We start from the raw sequence: 19,248 nt of genomic DNA on the forward strand, positions 1-19,248 counted from the left end.
ATAATAACAAAATAGTATTTACTTAAATAAAAAAAGCGTAAAGCAATATTTAATAGCACATAAAAACCAACAATATAGTCAATGAAAAGCGTAAAACACAGTCTTTTTGATTAAAAAAATATTAGACTGATGCAAACAACAAATAGCAAAAATAACAATAGGAACGAATAAACACCGTTAATAAATAAAACACATTTATTAGCAGCTATGTTTTTCATACATTATAAATGGATTTTGTTATACTGCGCGTTGATTTTAAGCGTATAAATTAGGTAACAATATGAGTGTTGATGCAGCAGGTCTATCTGCGAATCTTTTAAAGGCAGTGAAAGCCTGTGGTTATTCAAAGCTAACCCCAATCCAACAACAAGCAATTCCAATCATCAAAGCAGGACATGATGTTTTAGCAAGTGCACAAACAGGTACCGGCAAAACAGCTGCATTCACCCTTCCTTTATTGGATATTTTAGCTAAAAACCAACCTGATAATATTGGCACTTCACGTACTATCAAAGTACTTATTTTAACACCGACACGTGAATTGGCATTGCAAGTAGCAGAGAATGTTAAACAATACAGTCAATTTCTGCCTCTTACATCAGGAGTGGTAACAGGTGGTGCAAATGTATCACCTCAAAAACAAATGCTTAAACAAGGTGTAGATGTGCTGATCGCAACACCTGGGCGTTTGATAGAACACGTTAACGCACGCCAAGTAGATTTAGCACATATTAAACATCTAGTTTTAGATGAAGCAGATCGAATGCTGGATATGGGGTTCCTAACTGATATTCAACAAATTACTAATATTATTAAACAAAAACATCAAACACTCATGTTTTCTGCGACTTTTTCTAATAAAGTAAAAACTCTAGCTAATAAAATTTTAAATACCCCAAAAAATATTGAAACAGCTAAGCAAAACTCAACATCTGGCAAGGTTAAGCAGCAAGTTTACTGGGTCAGTGAAGCGCGTAAACGTGAGTTATTATCTGAGTTGATAGGTGTTAAGAACTGGAAGCAAGTATTAGTTTTCGCGGGCACCAAAGAAAGTGCCAATATACTCGCACAAGAATTGAAGTTAGATGGCATCAAAGCCGCATTATGTCATGGTGACAAAACACAAGGTGCTCGTAATAAAGCAATTCAACAATTTGTAGAAGGCAGTGTTCGTGTTTTGGTCGCTACGGATGTGGCAGCACGTGGTTTAGATATTCCAGACTTACCTTACGTTGTTAACTTTCACCTTCCATTTTTGTCTGAAGACTATGTGCACCGTATTGGTCGAACAGGACGAGCAGGTAAAAGTGGTAATGCAGTATCGCTAGTAAGCCCTAAAGATGAACAATTTTTAGATAATATTGAAACATTAATTGGTCGAAAATTTGAACGAATTGTATATCCAGGCTACGAATTTAACAGTACAACGGAAGTACAACAAGATGGTAAATCGTTCAAGAAAAGTCGTTATAAAGCAACTCAAGAACGTAATCAGATGGTAGAAAAGCGTAAAGCAGAAAATAAACCGTCTGCCGTACGTCGTGCAAAAAACAAAGCCAGAAAAGCACGTTAATAAGCACTATTGATAACACTGTACTACCTTATTAAAGAAGTGAGGTAGTAACACAATTGAATAATTTAATTTTCAATCCCCTCCTATTAAAAACTATGCGTAATTATTCTTTATCAAGGATCAGTAAATAGATTAAATTCAAAAAACTGTTTACAGGACAACTTAGTGTTTAATGACACAAACCCATCTGAATTTAAAACAGATAATTTACAAATTTGAATTATAGAAATAACGTCGACAAGCCCTTGCCCCCCTCTTTAACAGCTTTAATGAAAATTTGTAAGTGTTAATTAAACCTATAACGCTAAGTCATTCCTTCTTCACATAAAAGGTAAAAGAAATGTGATATCCCTGTAATTCAAAGATATAGGGTTGTAACATTATTGAAATACCTTATTGCATGGAATTAATTATAAGAAACCCCTTATTTGTAATACAATATACCTAGAATTTTAATTTATTAGAACTAGCTCACACCTTTTTATGAGCAAATTTTATTATTTATACTTATAATAAAATTCCAACACTTATTGGAGAGAATATGATCACTTTAGGCGAGTACATTATTGAAAAACAACATGATTTCCCAGAAGCTAGTGGGGAGTTAACGGGGTTATTAGGCGCAATTCGTTTAGCAGCCAAAATTGTTAACCGAGAAATTAACAAAGCCGGTATTGCTGACATTATTGGTGCCACAGGTATTGAAAATGTCCAAGGTGAAACACAACAAAAACTAGATTTATACGCTAATGATAAATTTAAATGTGCACTAGAAGCTCGCGGCGAAGTTTGTGGTGTTGCTTCTGAAGAAGAAGATGACTTCGTAAGTTTTGACAGTGAGCGAGGTATAAATAGTAAATACGTTGTATTGATGGACCCACTAGATGGCTCTAGTAATATTGATGTGAATGTTTCTGTTGGTACTATTTTCTCAATCTACCGTCGTGTTAGCCCTGTTGGGACGCCTGTGACACTAGAAGATTTTTTACAACCAGGTGTTAAGCAAGTCGCTGCAGGATATGTCATTTATGGTTCATCTACCATGCTTGTTTATACCACCGGTAACGGTGTTCACGGCTTTACTTGTGATCCATCTCTAGGTGTATTTTACCTATCACATGAAAATATGAAGACGCCTGAAACAGGTAAGTGTTATTCAATCAATGAAGGTAATTACTTGAAATTCCCATTGGGTATTAAAAAGTATATTAAATTCTGTCAAGAAATTGTACCAGAAGATAACCGCCCTTATACCTCTCGCTACATTGGTTCATTAGTTGCTGACTTCCATCGTAATCTATTGAAAGGTGGTATATTTATGTACCCATCTACGGCACAAGCTCCACTAGGTAAGTTAAGATTGTTATATGAGTGTAATCCAATTGCATTCCTTGCAGAACAGTCAGGTGGTATTGCAAGCACAGGTACGAAAAGAATTATGGAAATTGAGCCGTCTGAATTACATCAACGTGTACCATTTATTTGTGGTAGTGCTGGTATGGTAAAAGATGCTGAAAAAATGATAGCTGATTATCCTGAAGTATAAACGGTTTTGATCTAACTATATAAACACCGTAAAAATGCCAAACTTATGTTTGGCATTTTAGTATCTATATTAAGACTTTTGAGCTAATAGATTCAGTCTTTTAACCTTCATTAAAATGCCTAATAACAATTAAAGTACACTGTAGTAGTAGACATAAGCGATCCTTAATAGGAGAAGCTATACATGCGTATCAATATTATTACCTTTACTACCTTCCGGCATAGGCGGAATTGACTCTAATAATTGAGTTGCCTGTTGCTCGGCTTGGTCATTGCTCTTTTTTAATAAATTAACATTGACCGTTTCCAGCGTATTTATTTTAGTTTGTTCTGTTAGCACACTGCCAACGACACTCATATCCATCAATATTCTCCTTATCTGTACCTTTGATAGCTTCATTTTTTATGTCGAAATCTGTTAACTTCTATGCAGCTTATTTTTCATATTGACTTGTAACAAGCAGCTAAAAAGTAATTAAAAATGTAGCGGCATGATATGTTATCGACAAAAACTCATATTTCTTGAGTTTTAAAGATAAAAAAAGGAGCTAGGCTCCTTTTTAGTAGCTGAACTTCAGCATTAACTTAATTCAAGAAAAAAGCAATTAACTCTTAATGTCATTAACGTACTGTTGCTTCATTTTCTTGTTGCTCATGGTTTGGGTTTAATCCATCAACAATAACAGCACAAGCCGCGTCACCGGTAATATTCAATGCAGTTCGAATCATGTCAAAAATACGGTCCAATGCAAACAACAATGGTAACCCTTCTATCGGGATCCCTGCTGCTAATAAAACGGCAACGACTAAAAATGACGGGCCAGGAACACCAGCTTGACCAATAGCACCAATAGTGGCAGTAAAGATAATAGCGGCATAGGCTCCAAAGGTTAAATCGACATTAAATACCTGCGCAAAAAACACAGCTACTAGGCCGTAGTAAATAGCGTTACCGCTCATGTTAATAGTCGCCCCTAGGGGTAACACAAAAGAGGCTGTAGAGTTATTGATATTAAGTTCTTTCTCAACCACATCCATTGTCACTGGTAGGGTTGCCATAGAAGAAGCAGTGGATAATGCAACGGCTTGTGGGGCTTTCATTACCGATAAAAAATGACGTACAGAAACTTTAGACAGTAGTTTGATTAATAATGGGTAAAAACCAAAACCAAATATAAGGATTGCCACTACGTAAACGACAAATAACTTCATTACCATGGTAAGTACATCAAATCCAAACGTACCCACAGCTTCTGCCATTAGACCAAAAACACCAATGGGTGCAATACGCATCACTACATTAATCATCCAAACAAAAGCATCAACTAAAGCCGATAACGCAGACATTAATGGCGCTGACTTGTTTTTATCTACTTTAGACAGCGCAATACCAAGAAATAAACAAAAAACTAAAACTTGTAGAATATTTGCATCGTTTAAAGATTGAAAAATATTGGTAGGGATCATGCCTAATACTGTCGCAAAAAATCCAGGTACTTCACCTTTATCTGCATATTCATTAGAGAACATTGAATGCATGCTGCTTAAGTCAACCCCAACACCTGGTTGAAACAACTCACCTAAACCGATTGCTAACGCAACTGCAACAGCAGATGTGAGCATAAAAAATGCAAAAGTACTGATCCCAATTTTACCTGCCGCAGGGCTATCTCCTAAATTAGCGGCTCCGGTAATGATGGCAACTGCCACAAGTGGTATCACTAACATTTTAATAAGATGAATAAAGATAGAGCCCAATGGAGCAAACACCTCTGCACCTGGTCCCATATAAGCACCTACAGCAGTACCTATTACCATTGCAATAACGACTTGAGTACCTATGTTAGAGAACACATTTTTCTTAATTTTAACCACGCTGAATCCTTTTATTGTTTTGATAACTAAATTAAACTAGCTCTAATATTGAGTAACAAACTACCCTAAATAGTGTAATTGAAACTGATAACGATCAATCTTTCTGCTACCAGTGATCATTGTCTCAATTTTATAGTGATAGATCACATCTTGATATACCAAAGCGAAGCAGAATCTGTCATATTGACCATATTTACTCAATTATTTATTTCGTCTCTTTTTATTAGGAAAAAACATATGAAAATCACAGGATTATTATTATCCCTGGCAATTAGCCCTCTCGCTTTTTCAGGTGAAATCATCGCCAATAACGGTATCAGTGTCCTAGCTGTAAATGGTGTAAAAGTGGAAAGCTCATTTTTAAGCGATAACACGATAGAAGTGAAAGATGGCAAGCAACAAATTGCCGTGAGATTCAGTAAGAAGTTTGATATTGACGATAATCGTTTTACAGAAAGTAGACCGTTTTTGTTAAATGTAGATGTGAACGGTAAAACAACTATTTCAACTGATAAAATGTATAGCGCTGTACAAGCAGGTCAAAAAATTCAAGCAGGTTTAAACTGGTATGTTACTAATGATAATGGTAAGTACCAAGTTGAAAACCCCACTGAATTACATGGTAATGGCTTGTTGCCATACAGTGATATCGAAGCATTAATCGCTGACACAAATCGAGATAACAATATAGATGTTAGTTCTGGCACCGTTAAAAAAGTAACCACAAATAGCTTAATTGATGAATATAGAGCAGCAACAGTTGAGCAAAAGAAACAATTTAAAATATGGTTGATCAACAACGAAACACGCTAAACAATTAGATAAAAAAATATTTTGTAAAATGCTTTATAACAATAGCTTTGCAGGAGATGGTTTATAAACAATGCATATTGAACATTAATAATACTGTTCATGGCAAATTAACCTCTCCTTATGCAGCACCACTTAGTATCACCGCATGCCGCGGTATAGCGACAATGCATGTGATAAGCGCTGTAATAATAGTTAAGACATAGTGGGTGAACAATACCTTGGTTACCTACTACGTCTAGTTTTTTGTATCGGTTATCGATATAAACCTGGAGCAGAATAAGGCACTGACTCGAATTCCATATCTAGATTTGAAGTAATTTATAACTGTTACTTTTATGGTGAGCCAGTTATCTAGAAAGCTATTTTTTGTACCAAGCAAAAAAATTTAAAGCAAAACATAATCATTGTTTGCCCTTTACTATTTTTCTTTATCTAGTTTTTTATTTAAGGTGTCGATAAAATAAGGAGATTCATGTGATCACAGTAGAAACCCCTGCAAGTTTTGAATGGAACGAATCAAATAGTCAGTGGGTAAAAAATTATTTAATACCTAAAACCCCCCTATTATTATCTTTAACTCAGGGTTTAGGAATCGATATTAATAATATGTCTGAGACACAATTTAAACAACTTTGCCAGTTACTTGAAACCACGGCGGAAGGTCGTGAATTACGTAATAAAATGTTTAAAGCTTGGCGAAGTAAAAAATCACGTGATAGTGATGATGGAAAAAAGCTATATACCTTTAACTTATCTATTAAAGCGGGTGATCAGCTAAAAAAAGTTGCCAAAAACAAAGCGTTAAATAAAACCCTAGAGTCCCTTATTTTTGCCGCTAAAGAATCTGCACGTGATGAAAATAAAATGCAGCAAAAAATTGATAGCTTAAGTGTGGAAAATGATAGATTAAAACAGCAGCTATCCGAAACACAAAACCAAGCATCAAACGGCAGCGATATCAATAACCTTGAGTCTTTAATTAAAAATGACTTACAAGTTGCTGAATTAGCAAAGTTAGAAAAATCTCAGCTGATCAAACAAATTTTATTACTGAAGAGGAAGTTAAACAAATAGGTATAGTTGTTTAACTACTAATGGGCATAATAATATAGCTAAGCCATAACTATTTATGGCTTAGCTATCTATTTCTATCTCTTAATAATTTATTTCTTAATTATTAGCTCGCGAATTAAACGTTCCAAGGATTACTTGGGTCATACTTAGGCTCCGCTTTATCAGCTTTTTTATTTGCCACTTTATTATCGCGCATCGGATGTTTACTATCTTGTCTGCGTGATTGATGACTTTGGCGCTTTTCATTTTGTCGGTCTTGAAAGGCCGATGCAGCTTTAGCTTGCGATAACTCTATTGATTCAATGGTTAGTTTCATTGGGGACAAAGGCACAATACCATGCTCAAAGCCTCGCTCACGAGGATCTAAGTGGAACTCAGCATCATTAGGTTTGGGCATACGTTTAAAACGATACAAGTAGAAACTCTCTAACTTTAAACGGGCCCATTCAGTTTTTTGTAAAAACTTCAAACTGCCTTTAATGCTTGGGTTCACGTCAAAACATTTGAAACGTGTTGCTGCAAATAAAATTTTCCAACCATAAAACTCTACTAGTTCTGTTAATAATGTTTCTGTTTTCAAACCATGAAGTGGGTTGTTTTGTTGTAATTCGGCAGACATGTTCTTTCCTAAGGGTATTAAAGGTATTTCAATAAACAGATTAATAGTTAATGAATCAAAGTATTAGATTAGTTCAGGTTTTAAATAAGCTAAACGATGACAGCATCTACTATTATTTTTCAACCGCATTATAGCAGTGATTTCAAGTAACCGTCATTGGCTTTATGACAACTGCGTGTTGATTAGCGTCATTTCTACATGTTCAATTCCATCTTCATCATAGGGTGATGAGCAAATAATAAAACCCAATGACTGATAAAAATTTTGCAGATGAGATTGAGCTGATATTTTAATAGCGGATGCTTGCATTTCATCTTCTATGAAATGAATCGCCTTTTGCATTAGTTGCTTAGCAAATCCTTTGTTACGTGCATTAGGGGCAACGACTACTCTCCCTATAGAAACTTCTGGGTAACTTGTATCTGCAGGCAGTACGCGGCAATACGCTACTAAATCATCATCTTCTTCAGACATTAATAAGAAATGTAATGCCTGTTGGTCTAAATTATCGGTGTCTGCATACAAACATTGCTGTTCAAGTACAAAAACGTCTTGTCGCAATTTTAACACTTGATATAAACGTAACGCAGATAATTCTGAAAAGAATTTAATTTCCCAACTTAACATGCCCTATCCCTTCACTATCTGCACTATTTAACACCCCAAGGATTACTTGGGTCATAAACAGGTTCCTTTTTAATGATATCTGCTGATTTTTCATAAATACGGTATTTACAGGCAATATCAACACGGTCAATCATTGCATCGGTGATCGGTTTAGGTTCACCTGGCATATGATCTTCTGGAATATTTCGGTCTCTAGGTGGTTTAGCTAATAACTTTGGTTCAGGATATGGATAAGCCTTAAATTCATACAAATAAAAAGTCTCCACTTTTTCACGAGCCCATTGATTGTTACGTAAAAACTTACTGGTTGATTTCATTCCAGTGTGAAAATTAAAGCGATCAATCAATAATGCATCACTCAAACCAGGCCACGTGTAATGTTCTGATATTTCAGTTAATAACACTTCTAATTTTAATCCATATAATGGATTGTTTTGTTTTTTTACGGTCATGTATTACTCTACTTTTATATTTGTCTGATACTTTCAGCATAACTTGGTATTGCTAATAGTTTATTTTATTAAGATAAAAAAGAATGTGCCGGATGATAATTTAATAAACTGTTGTGTACTGTCACACCTTGGTATTTGAGTTGATTGATACGTTCTAAATATGCCGCACCAGTTAATAAATGTAGTGCTACATCGACTGCATTACGTTGTTGGTAATCGACTAAATAACTGTCTTTTACCCAACTGTTAAAGGCGCCCAAACTCGGTCCAGCCCATATTTGATAGTCCATTTCACGCCCCTTTTCACCAATATTAGACCAACGAGATGACAATCCTAAATACCAACGAAAAATAAGTGCCATTTTACGTTTTGGGTCATTCAATGCTCTTGCTAACATGTCAGGGTCACGCTCATGGAAAAAGGCTTTGGTAATATCCCAAACTTGGTCGAGGTTTTGACGGAAGATTTGTTTCTCTACTTTCTCTCGCTCAAGTGCCGGTATTGCTTCGATACTAGGGTAGTTACTGTATAACTCATAAAGTTTATTCGCACGCATGGCAAACATTGAGCCACGTTTTACAACTTGAAGCTTAACCCCCATTTCAAACATATCTGCAGCGGGTGCCATGGTGACATCGGCCATCTCTATATTCGCCAATAACTTTCTGGTATGTTCTGACGCCCCTGCTTCTACACAGGCTTGATTGACAGAGCCTAACACAATATAAGCTGCGCCCATATTGAATGCAGCAAGCGCAGACTCGGGGGTTCCTATCCCTCCACCCGCACCAACACGCAGTGGCGTCACATAGTTATACTTGGCTTGAAGTTGATCTCGCTGTTTTAGAATTGTCGGTAACAAAGTTAAAAAGGGGCGATTATCCGTGTGCCCACCAGAATCAGCTTCAGCTGTTATATCGTCAGCCATTGGTACCTGCAGTGCGAGCTCTGCTTGTAATGCAGTAATTTTCCCCGCAGTAAGTAGTTTTGTTAAAAACTTTTGCGGTGCAGGTGACATAAAACGTTCAGCAACTTCAGTACGAGACACTTTTGCAATGACTTTATTTTTAATCGCAATACTGCCATCTGGATTTTGTGAAAGACCTGCGACTCTATAATGTACAATGTGTTCTGTTAAAGCTAAAAATGCGGAAGCTTCAACGGTGTTAACACCTAGTTTCAAAAATCGATCTACAGCACCAGACTCTAATGCCGGTTCGCTAGGGGAATGAATTAAATTAACCGCAAAAGGTCCGTTAGGTAAAGCGACTTGAATGCGTTTAATTGACTCTTCAATGACGTCTGGAATAAGGCCAGCAGCGCCAAATGAACATAGCAAGCCAGCTTTACCTAGCGCAATTACCAATTCCACAGAGGCAATACCATTCGCCATCGCCCCACCGTGATAGGCATATTTAACGCCATGTGCTTTTTTAAACTCTGCAGAACCAAGTTCCTCTGCTTTAATCGATTGAGCAAAAGCCAGTACTGGTAAAACAGAAGCTGACTCAGGTTGTACATCCTCTTGATGGCTCATAAGTTGATGAGTTACTGCAATCTCATTATTCAGTTTAGCTAAATATAACGGCTTATCAGTGGCTAATAATGCTTTTTTTAGGCTAACAGGGTCATCGCTTAATGTTGAGGCTGCGACTTGCCAATTCCAATCAATTTGCTGTTTATTGATCTCGATAAGTGCTGCTTTATTAGTTGATTGTGTCATTATTTTTCTCTTTAAGCTTCAACGATACTTAGGACAATGTCTTTCACTTGATAAATTCGTAATCCATCTTTGGATAGATTTGCATTCCCTATTAAGCGAACTTCGGATGTTGTCGTGATAATTTCTTTTAAGTGAACATCTACGTTCATTTTTTTATTAAGTGGTGTAATTTGTCCTCGATATTTCCACACTACTTTTGTCGTCGGGGCGATAAAGCGAGGGGTAGTGAACTGTTTACCTAAATCATTTGTTAACGCATAACATTGTAACAACTCGATAATGGCTTCAACCCCTAACGAGCCAGGCATCACAGGATCTTGATGAAAATGATAACGGAAGAACCAATCGCTTGCATCGATAGTACGCTCTCCATAAATATAAGCTAATTTGTGTTCACCGCCACCTTCTACAATACTAACGCTATCAACAAAATTTAATTGTCCACCTGCTAGACGATAATTTGGTTTCTGTGCTGTGTCTGTGAATAAATTAAGCTTATCATCGGTGAGATCTATCTGCTTGATATCGGTTGCAGCAATATTATGATCAACAAACCACGGTTTAGTCACTTGACCGTTATCAATCCCTAGTTGGTTGGTCAATGATTCGGCACTAAAATAACCAAACACAGCACCACCACGGTAAATCGTGTCACCATCGACACTCAAATCAAAACTAAAACTTTGAATGATAGCGCCACCAGCCATGCTCGTCGACAATAAAACAGATTTATTGACAATGGTTTTACCTCGTAAATCGAGCTGTTTAAGGATTTCTCCGTGACCATCTAAATTACGAAAGTAGAGATCTTTTTCTGGGTACTTTAAGGTTGTCCCCATATAGGCTGAAATGAATCCATTAGGTTGTAGTGCAATTTCCATTAATAATGAATAAGGCATCCAATCGCTACAGCTGTTTTTAGTAAAATACCATGCATCGTCAGGTACTACATATTCCGCTGTACAGCTCGCTGGAGTTTTAAAGTCCATACGCTTGCCCTGCACGTCAATGACCTGAGTAACAACCTGTAAATCCCCGCAGGGTGTTCGTGGAGGCGTTCTACCTTGGTAAACATCAAAATCGTGCCCGAAGCATTGGCTTATATTACCCGTTGCAAACTCAAACATGTGCCAAGGTGAAAATGGCACGGTATCGGGTTGTCTGTTTTGACCACTAATATACGGTGCTGCAAAATGTTGAATGGGTACCACCCCTTTATTAGTGGCTGCATTAAAGTCAGATTCAACACGCATTAGAGGACGATTAGGATGTAAGAACGGTTTAATTCCTCTCTCATCAATAATCTGATAATTAGTACTTTGGTTTATCACTGAATCTTCGACTGCGCTATTCTTAGCAAAAGTAGTCGACTTAGCCGCAGGTATAGTGGCGGACTTATTAGCCTGTAGTGCAACGTTCACCTTTGTCACATTGTTAGGTAAGCTCACTGGAAAAGGACTAGTGTCATCTTGTTCTTTGATTTCCATGCATAAATTTTTAAAATCAACGACCACTTTGCGATCCAAGATAATATCAATATTTGCTTTAATAAATGGACGCGGTGACATACCAATCGCAGTCACTTCCATTCGATAAGTTAAGGTATTTATTTGCGGCGTTACTTGCCCTCGGCAACGAACCGTTTGTGCTTCACCCGCCATCGGTTGGAAGCGTGCATTATTAACGTTACTATTCATGCCTAGCCACAGCATAAAGAACATTGCCATTTGACCACAGCCTTCGGACATTAACGATCCAGCCATGACTTGATCATCTTTAAAGTGGCAAGGGAAATACCAATGTTCAGGATCTAATTGTTTTTGCCCTTCTAATAAACCTAATCCCCAATGCCCACCATTTTTATCAATGTGAGTGATGCGTTCAATCATCAAGAATTTTTCAGAAGAAAATTTCAATGAAGGATTACGACCTTGTTGATCATAAGCATCACCAAAACATCCTTTTATATCACCATGCACTAATTTTAACATCGATTGATAATCGTATTGTGTTTGAGTATTAGCAATTAATGGACTAAATGATGATTTGATTGCACTATCGCATTGCGCTTTATCACTCGCAGTCGCAATAACCCCTTTGCCATCGGCCAATTCTTCATCAGTGAAAAATCCTGCACAACCATTACGCATGATTAATACTTTTTTATCACCGACAAAACAATCGTAATGGAAGAAAAACAGTAATTGCTCTCCATTTTTAGCATAAGAATCGATATGAATTTCGTAACGTAGTGTTTCGCCACCAAAAGCCATCTCTTCTAAGAATGTTAATTCGCAATCTAATAACCGATAAACACGTTCCCCTTTGTTCTGGAAATCAATGCCGATATAAGAAATTAACATTAAATCACATTGTCCTGATTCAACTGAAACCGACCAAGGTATTTGCCCATCAATTAAAAAAGGAGCATCTAATGGAATATCGTATTCAGTGAACATGGATGATTTTTTGTATTGATGTATTTCTGCGTCTAATTCAGTGACTCGGCTAACTAATAAATAATCCGTTGTTGGTAAACGGACACGACGTTTATAGTTATCAATCACACGATATTGTTCACCAAATACATTACCTATTTTACCTTCAGCGAACTCAACTAATTGTGCATTATCAAAAACAACGTTTGAAGGTTTATTATATTGCGCCACAAGCTGCAGATCTGGATATTGATAACCATGCTGACCTTGAATGGGTAGTAGACCTAATCTTTTTGTTGCAGCCGCAGCCGAAACATTAGTTTCGTTCAAAGGTTCTATTTGATGTTGCGCTTGCGTAACATTCTGAGCTTGCGTTGAAGAAGAGAGTGGGCTTGCAGTTGAAACTTGTGCCTGTAGCTTTATTAACGATGAAATCTGCTTTTCAGCCATAAATCGTGCACGCAAAAAAGCATGATGAGTTTGATTTTGTTGCTCTATCGTACTACTCACCTGAGTCAACACGTTGCTTTTACGCTCTCTATCCATTTCATTACCTGCATTTTCTGCATTAATAGCATTTATTGTTATTTTTGGTTTATTTTCAGTCATTATTTCAACATGCTTGCTGCTATCAGCTATCTTGATGGACGTGTTTAAATAAGCCAGCTCAGGCACTTTCAGCTGCTCATTAAAAGATCGTTGTACTTGTTTTATCAGAGGATTAGTTTTTTGTTGGCAAATCGCATCAAAGATTGATTTGCCTCCTAAGGTTACCGTCTTAATTAAACCAGGTTTGGTTGATACTACAGCAGATGCAGCGATCGGTTTTGTCGCATAATTGTTTGAAAGAATAAGATGTGCAATGCTGTTGTCTAGCCCTAAACCATTAATAGCAACATAGCGGGGTGTTTCACTGTGTTCACTTTCTTTAAGTGCTAAAACACTGGCAATTAGGCTCGCCATACCTGATGCATTGTAACAATGCCCGACTTTTTGTTTAGAAGAAACAACCCTTGCCTGCTGATATATGTTAGTTAGCGTATTATGCTCATTGCTTAATTGCTGCTCAGTGCCCGCAGCAAAAGCTTCCACTTGGCTAATTCTCTCTGCGCTGATACCCGCTTTTACTAAAGCTCGAGCAACAATATTCTGATTACTTTGTTGATTATTATTAGGTGTAAATAAACAAGCCTCAATATTTGCATACACGTTTTTCGAGTTACTTTTTACACTGCTTTGTTCAGCACTTTCCGCACCAGTCTTTGAGTCATTCTGATGACTCAGCTCAGCTGATTTTTTCTCCGAGGCTTTAACAACAATCGCACCGGCACCTTCACCCACTAACCATTGTAACTGTTTTTCTGGACTAGATTGTACTTGACCATTTTCTGCGACACCATTAGCAACATAATTAGCGTTCGAGTGATAGCCACGATTGCTAAAGCGCTGTCTTAAAGAGATATTTTCGACGCTGCCCGCTAAATCAACGCTTGCTATAATAACCGCTTCGACTGCTGTTGTTTTTAATAAATTATCAGCAATATCTACACATTTATAGACTGAATTTTCTTCACTCGAGACCGTAAAGGCTGGACCACTGAAATCCCATAATGCAGAAATCCTTGATGCCATAATATTGCCAATAAAGCTGGTGTATTGATTAAGTTGCGCGGGGTCATTAATACTCTGTTTACTGATTGCCGTCAGTTCTGCGAGTTGCGGTGCAGTTAGTTCGATACCCTGTTGTAATAAGCTTTGCTGAATTTGGCTATGCAAATTAACTCGTCCGCGGTATTGGTGAAGGTCAAGCTCTAATCCCATAGCAACTAATACGGCCACATTACTACCTGGCGTTAAATTCGCATCTTTTGCGGCATTATCGGCTACTTTCATCATTAATAATTGCTGCGGAATTAAGCTGTCTTGTTCATTAGGAGGAATTTTAAAACGTAAGAAGTCAATTTCAAACTCACTAACATAATTACCTTTCGGCGCTTTTGTTAGCCCTAGTTTGTTTAACACCGGTAACTGCTTCTCAATACCTTGCCAACGTTGCGTTGGTAAATCGACAAAACAATCTTTTTCACTATTCAAAAGCTGTTGATAACTCAAAACACTATCAATCGAACCAAAATGACAATCTAACCCAACAATCGCAAGACTTTGAACATCATTAAGTCGATTAGTATTTTCTGCTTTGGGAGTATCTCCTGCTTGTAAAACTAGATGCGCATTACTGCCCCCAAAACCAAATACACTCACACCAGCGGTATTTTGATGTTCAGCGTCAAAGAAATCTGACTTTTTCGGCCACGCAACATTCTGAGTTGGTATTTGTTGTGCTGAAAAATAACCTTGTTTAGTATTAATAGCATTATCAACATTAATGGTTGCAGGGATCATTTTTTCATTGAGGGCATAAATAGCTTTAGTCATTGCAGGCATACCGGCAGCTGTTAACAAATGCCCTAGATTAGATTTTGCAGAGCCTAATAGCGGTTTATGGTCGTATTGACTAAAGAATTGTTCCATTGAACTTAATTCGACTTTATCACCTTTGGGCGTTCCCGTGGCATGACATTCAATATAATCAATTTCACGTGGATCAATTTGCGCATCTTTATAGGCTTCTTGATAAGCGAGTATTTGCCCTTTACTGTTCGGGCTTAGTACAAATTCTCCTTTGCCATCATTGGTTAAAGCACCACCTTTGATCACTGCATAAACATGGTCACCATCACTTATGGCATCACTATGTCGCTTAAGCACCATCATGCCAGCCCCCTGAGCGGCAAACAGGCCTTGAGAGTCTTGGTCAAAAGGTGCATGTCGATTATTTTCAGGGAAAGCTTGGAAAATTGAAAAACCCATATTAACAAACAAAGAATCCGCAGCCGAGACAGCCCCTGCTAACATCATATTTGCTTTGCCCGTTTGTAAATAATCACAGGCTAATTTAACGCTATAGCATGAAGAGGCACAAGCAGCATCCAACGCAAAATAGTTGCCACCTAAGCCATTAACTTCAGCTAATAACGCAGCAGGATAACCAGCAACAAGTGCATTATAAGGAGATACATTTTTGGGCTTAGCAAAAGGAAGCAGGTTAAATCTTGAATCAATTGTTTGTTGTAATGCGAGTGCGACCACATCACGGTATAAATCTAAAAACAAATGATTTGATTGTTTTGTAGGGAAAGACAAATTACCTAAGATCAAACCACAATCACTTAACTTGTCACTTTGCCAGTACCCAGCATCTTGTAACGCACGTTTAGTGACGTACAGAGACCATCGATGCAAATCATCAAGTTGGTTTAAATCATTTGTTGTTAATCGATGACCATTAAATGATGAATCTGTAGATGGCATAGCCGGTAAATATTCAGTAGCATCAAATTCAAAGTCACGAATATAACCACCATATAGGCAATAATATTTATCATTTTCACCCTTTTTACCTAGGTATTCATGTGGGTTAACCCCTAGTTCATTTTCAGTAATGGAGGTTCTATTATCTTGCTGCTTAAGCAACTGTTGCCAAAATTCCTCAGGCGCACTTGATCCTGGAAATAAATTAGCAATACCCACAATGGCGATGTTTTCCATAATTACTCTCTATAATACTGAAACTGGTACTGAAGCAGACACTTTTTTAACCGGACGTATTAATGACCCATTAAAAAAAGGCTCTAAATTAATAGGATAACCAAGGCTTAACAATGGGCCAATGGTTTTTAAAATAGCACTATAATCATCTAAATTTTTCTGATTAACAGATAAACAAGTGATCGGCTTTGGATTGTTTTTTAAAATACGTTCAATCCAAGTACTCAATGATTTCCCCGCCCCCATCTCAATAAAAACATGTTCACCAGTGGCGGCTATTTTGTTTATCAAGCGTGGAAAATCAACCAACTCGGTTAAACATTTACTAATACTCACCGCAATCGCTTTCTCCGTAACAGGTACGGGTAAATAACAAGAACTAGAGAACAGTTGGCAACTTACTTTTTGTTTGATCGCTAATGAATACAATCGCAGCATGTTTTGATATTCACTTTTAGCGAGTTCACAGTGAATAATATTGGGTACATTCAATGCAATAGCGCGTAAGTTTAAAAATTTAGCTAATGCTAGACATTGTTTAGGATCACCAGCAATTACTAGACTCTCAGGCGTATTAATAATGGTGATATAAACGCCAGGGAAGCCATCAATCACTGATTCAACGTCTAAGATCCCCGCTTTGAGATGATACGATTCCCATTGGTCATTATTGAAGCTTGTTTGTGAAATGCTTTGTAGTCGTTTTAGAGGGCCAGATAACTGTTCAGTGAAAATGTGACTTTCTCTAAATCGTTGGCTCATTAACTGTGGGGTTTGCCAGCAATCAAGGGCAGCAAACATACTCACCTCCCCCATACTATAACCGGCTGCACTGGTCGCTTTTATACCTAGTTGCTGTTGGAATATGGCCGTTAATAAGCAAGCATAACTAACACCTGCTTCAGCAATATTCGCCAACTCTGCGCGTAACGACTTTTCTAATGCTACGGACATCTTAAAATCTGTTTCATGGACTAAACGAGGTGTCATTAAATTATCTTGCAGGTTATGTGCGAGATCATCACTGATCATCGACAAAGTTTGCCAACACTGCGGAAATAAACGCAATAGATCTTTGCCCATGTTGACATATAAAGCACCTACGCCTGGGTAGATAAAACTAGCTGGTTTAAGTTGTTTCGATGCGGTTATAGCTTGTCCGCAAAAATAACTGCCAACTGGCGTTTTCCACGGTTTATTATTTTGATGCGCAGTTACGACTCCAGATAACGCTAATTCAATTTGCTCGTTTAACGTTGAAAAAGAAGAGGCTAATAATACAACACAATAATAAGACTTAGCGTTATAGTCAGTTTTAGCATCGGTGAGCGTGTTGAAATCAGAAGATAAACTGTTTTGTTGTGTAACAAAGTCAGTAAAAGTGCCACGCTTCTTTGAAGGTAAAGTAGCTGTAGACTGTAGTAATACTTGCTTTAACTGATATGTTAATTGTTTGATGTTTGGCGCACAAAAAATAACAGGCTTCAAAGGCTGTTGAGCCAAAAATCCGTTAACTACTGTTAATGTTTCATTTTGTTTATTAGTCGCTGCAGACACACTAATTAACTCATGCATAGAGTTTAATTTAGCCGTCATCGGTATTGACGAGTCACTTGTTTGAGCTTGTTTAATATGCTCAACATTACTTACATTCTTACTTACACTTGTACTTATATGGTGGATATGGCTAACAATAATCTGACGGGGATTAGTCTGTTGTGTGCTTAAATAACTAGTGGAGTGAGGTAAATAATAAAATGGCGATTGCTGCCATTCCACAAAACGATCATTCTCAATATTGCTTTCTTTAACACAGTTTTCTTTAACACTACTTTCTTTAAGAAAGTTTTCTTCTTTAACGTTGTCAGCTTTAGAAGCAGAGTTTTCATCCTTAACTGATCGATCAGCAGGCATCGGAACAATACTTTGTTTACAGCCCAAACGATAACGTTGATCCAAACACAATACAGCAGCAACTAATGATAATAACGCATCAAAATTAGCCGAATCGGTGTTAACACATTCTACTGTTGTTAGTTGAGTCGATTTTTCAGGGCTTGCTGCTTTATTACTAATAGTATCTTTATGTTTGTTAATACCTTTGAGATGGAATGTATCATCTTCAACAGATAAAGATTGAAAAGCACTTAACCAGCTTTGTTGATGTTCACTTCGAGTGACGCGATACTGAGAGTCAGCAAAAGACTGACCAGTAAAGACAGACTCAATGTCCTGCAGCTGATGAGTCGATATAAAATCTTGTATATGCTGACTCATCCCCTCCTCGACGGTAGCTTGTTGACCCGTTAATGGCTTGTAAGAGATTGCATTAATTTCCGCATAACAATGACACGAAGAAAATTGCCGTGAAGGGCTATTAACTGCTGGCTCGCTCAACAAAGGAGTGCTATATGAGGTTTTATCACACACTAATAGCGCAGCTACACCATCATTACCCTGTTGATTCACAGAGAGAATAATAACGGCTTTTCGCTCTAATGCTCTATCTTCAGACGTTGTTTCAGAGCAGATGTGTTGAGCTGTTCGTAATGCTTGTGTAGTTGATAAAACAGGGGTTACACTAAAAACATCGGTCTCTAAGCCAATTTGCTCAGAGAGTGATGGCTTGCGTTCAAGAGAAGATTGTTGCGACGTTTCCTGAACTTGATCACTATTCTTACCATCAATCTCATCGACTATCACTAAATGAACATCTGACGCTAATAAATGATTAACTGTGACTAACTGTTTAATCACCTGCTTTGCATCATCCACTAGTTGTTGTGGATTAGCAGACCGTAAAAGCGAGATCGATTCATTATTGTAAAGATGATAATCGAATGCATCAGTATCATTAACTGATGCAAAACGTACCCATAAACCGATCACTGCAAGCATG

The 19,248-nt window shown here is 37.4% G+C and carries 12 protein-coding genes; 4 read left to right on the forward strand and 8 right to left on the reverse strand.

The features are described 5' to 3' along the window. The first annotated feature begins 280 nt into the window (after positions 1-280). Entirely contained in the window at positions 281-1,573 is a 1,293-nt protein-coding gene (locus H5084_RS05840; protein ID WP_028867205.1) for a DEAD/DEAH box helicase, read from the forward strand. A gap of 541 nt (positions 1,574-2,114) precedes the next feature. Then, a complete protein-coding gene (gene fbp, locus H5084_RS05845) occupies positions 2,115-3,119 on the forward strand; it encodes a class 1 fructose-bisphosphatase (protein ID WP_028867204.1) in 1,005 nt (334 codons plus the stop codon). A 177-nt stretch (positions 3,120-3,296) separates the two neighbouring features. On the opposite strand, the gene H5084_RS05850 is transcribed toward fbp, so the two are convergent. Both H5084_RS05850 and H5084_RS05855 read right to left on the reverse strand, forming a co-directional pair. After that, entirely contained in the window at positions 3,297-3,482 is a 186-nt protein-coding gene (locus tag H5084_RS05850; protein WP_028867203.1) for a putative motility protein, read from the reverse strand. A 257-nt stretch (positions 3,483-3,739) separates the two neighbouring features. After that, on the reverse strand, positions 3,740-4,993 hold the full coding sequence (locus H5084_RS05855) for a dicarboxylate/amino acid:cation symporter (RefSeq protein ID WP_310735736.1): 1,254 nt from the start codon (positions 4,991-4,993) through the stop codon (positions 3,740-3,742). A 237-nt stretch (positions 4,994-5,230) separates the two neighbouring features. Here H5084_RS05855 and H5084_RS05860 point away from each other — a divergent pair, with 237 nt between their 5' ends. Next, positions 5,231-5,806: a DUF2057 family protein gene (locus H5084_RS05860; protein ID WP_028867201.1), complete on the forward strand. Its 576-nt coding sequence runs from the start codon at positions 5,231-5,233 to the stop codon at positions 5,804-5,806. Between the two features lie 474 nt (positions 5,807-6,280). Continuing rightward, a complete protein-coding gene (locus H5084_RS05865) occupies positions 6,281-6,880 on the forward strand; it encodes a hypothetical protein (RefSeq protein WP_028867200.1) in 600 nt (199 codons plus the stop codon). Positions 6,881-6,995: 115 nt separating this feature from the next. On the opposite strand, the gene H5084_RS05870 is transcribed toward H5084_RS05865, so the two are convergent. The 6 genes from H5084_RS05870 to H5084_RS05895 form a co-directional block, all read right to left on the reverse strand. Continuing rightward, positions 6,996-7,499, reverse strand: coding sequence for a VF530 family DNA-binding protein (locus H5084_RS05870; RefSeq protein WP_182689860.1), 504 nt, complete (start codon positions 7,497-7,499; stop codon positions 6,996-6,998). A 162-nt stretch (positions 7,500-7,661) separates the two neighbouring features. Continuing rightward, positions 7,662-8,126, reverse strand: coding sequence for a GNAT family N-acetyltransferase (locus H5084_RS05875; protein WP_182689861.1), 465 nt, complete (start codon positions 8,124-8,126; stop codon positions 7,662-7,664). 23 nt (positions 8,127-8,149) lie between these two features. Beyond that, positions 8,150-8,578 (reverse strand): VF530 family DNA-binding protein, encoded by a 429-nt coding sequence (locus H5084_RS05880; RefSeq protein WP_182689862.1) that lies wholly within the window; start codon positions 8,576-8,578, stop codon positions 8,150-8,152. A 68-nt stretch (positions 8,579-8,646) separates the two neighbouring features. Next, the gene (locus H5084_RS05885; protein ID WP_182689863.1) at positions 8,647-10,302 is read right to left on the reverse strand and encodes a PfaD family polyunsaturated fatty acid/polyketide biosynthesis protein; all 1,656 of its coding nucleotides are present in this window, start codon (positions 10,300-10,302) and stop codon (positions 8,647-8,649) included. A gap of 11 nt (positions 10,303-10,313) precedes the next feature. Further along, positions 10,314-16,349 (reverse strand): beta-ketoacyl synthase N-terminal-like domain-containing protein, encoded by a 6,036-nt coding sequence (locus tag H5084_RS05890; RefSeq protein ID WP_182689864.1) that lies wholly within the window; start codon positions 16,347-16,349, stop codon positions 10,314-10,316. A 9-nt stretch (positions 16,350-16,358) separates the two neighbouring features. Further along, the gene (locus H5084_RS05895) at positions 16,359-19,247 is read right to left on the reverse strand and encodes a PfaB family protein (protein ID WP_182689865.1); all 2,889 of its coding nucleotides are present in this window, start codon (positions 19,245-19,247) and stop codon (positions 16,359-16,361) included. Between the last annotated feature and the right edge of the window lies 1 nt (position 19,248).

It is taken from the genome of Psychromonas sp. SR45-3 (genome assembly GCF_014163575.1).
Classification (GTDB): Bacteria; Pseudomonadota; Gammaproteobacteria; order Enterobacterales; family Psychromonadaceae; genus Psychromonas; species Psychromonas arctica.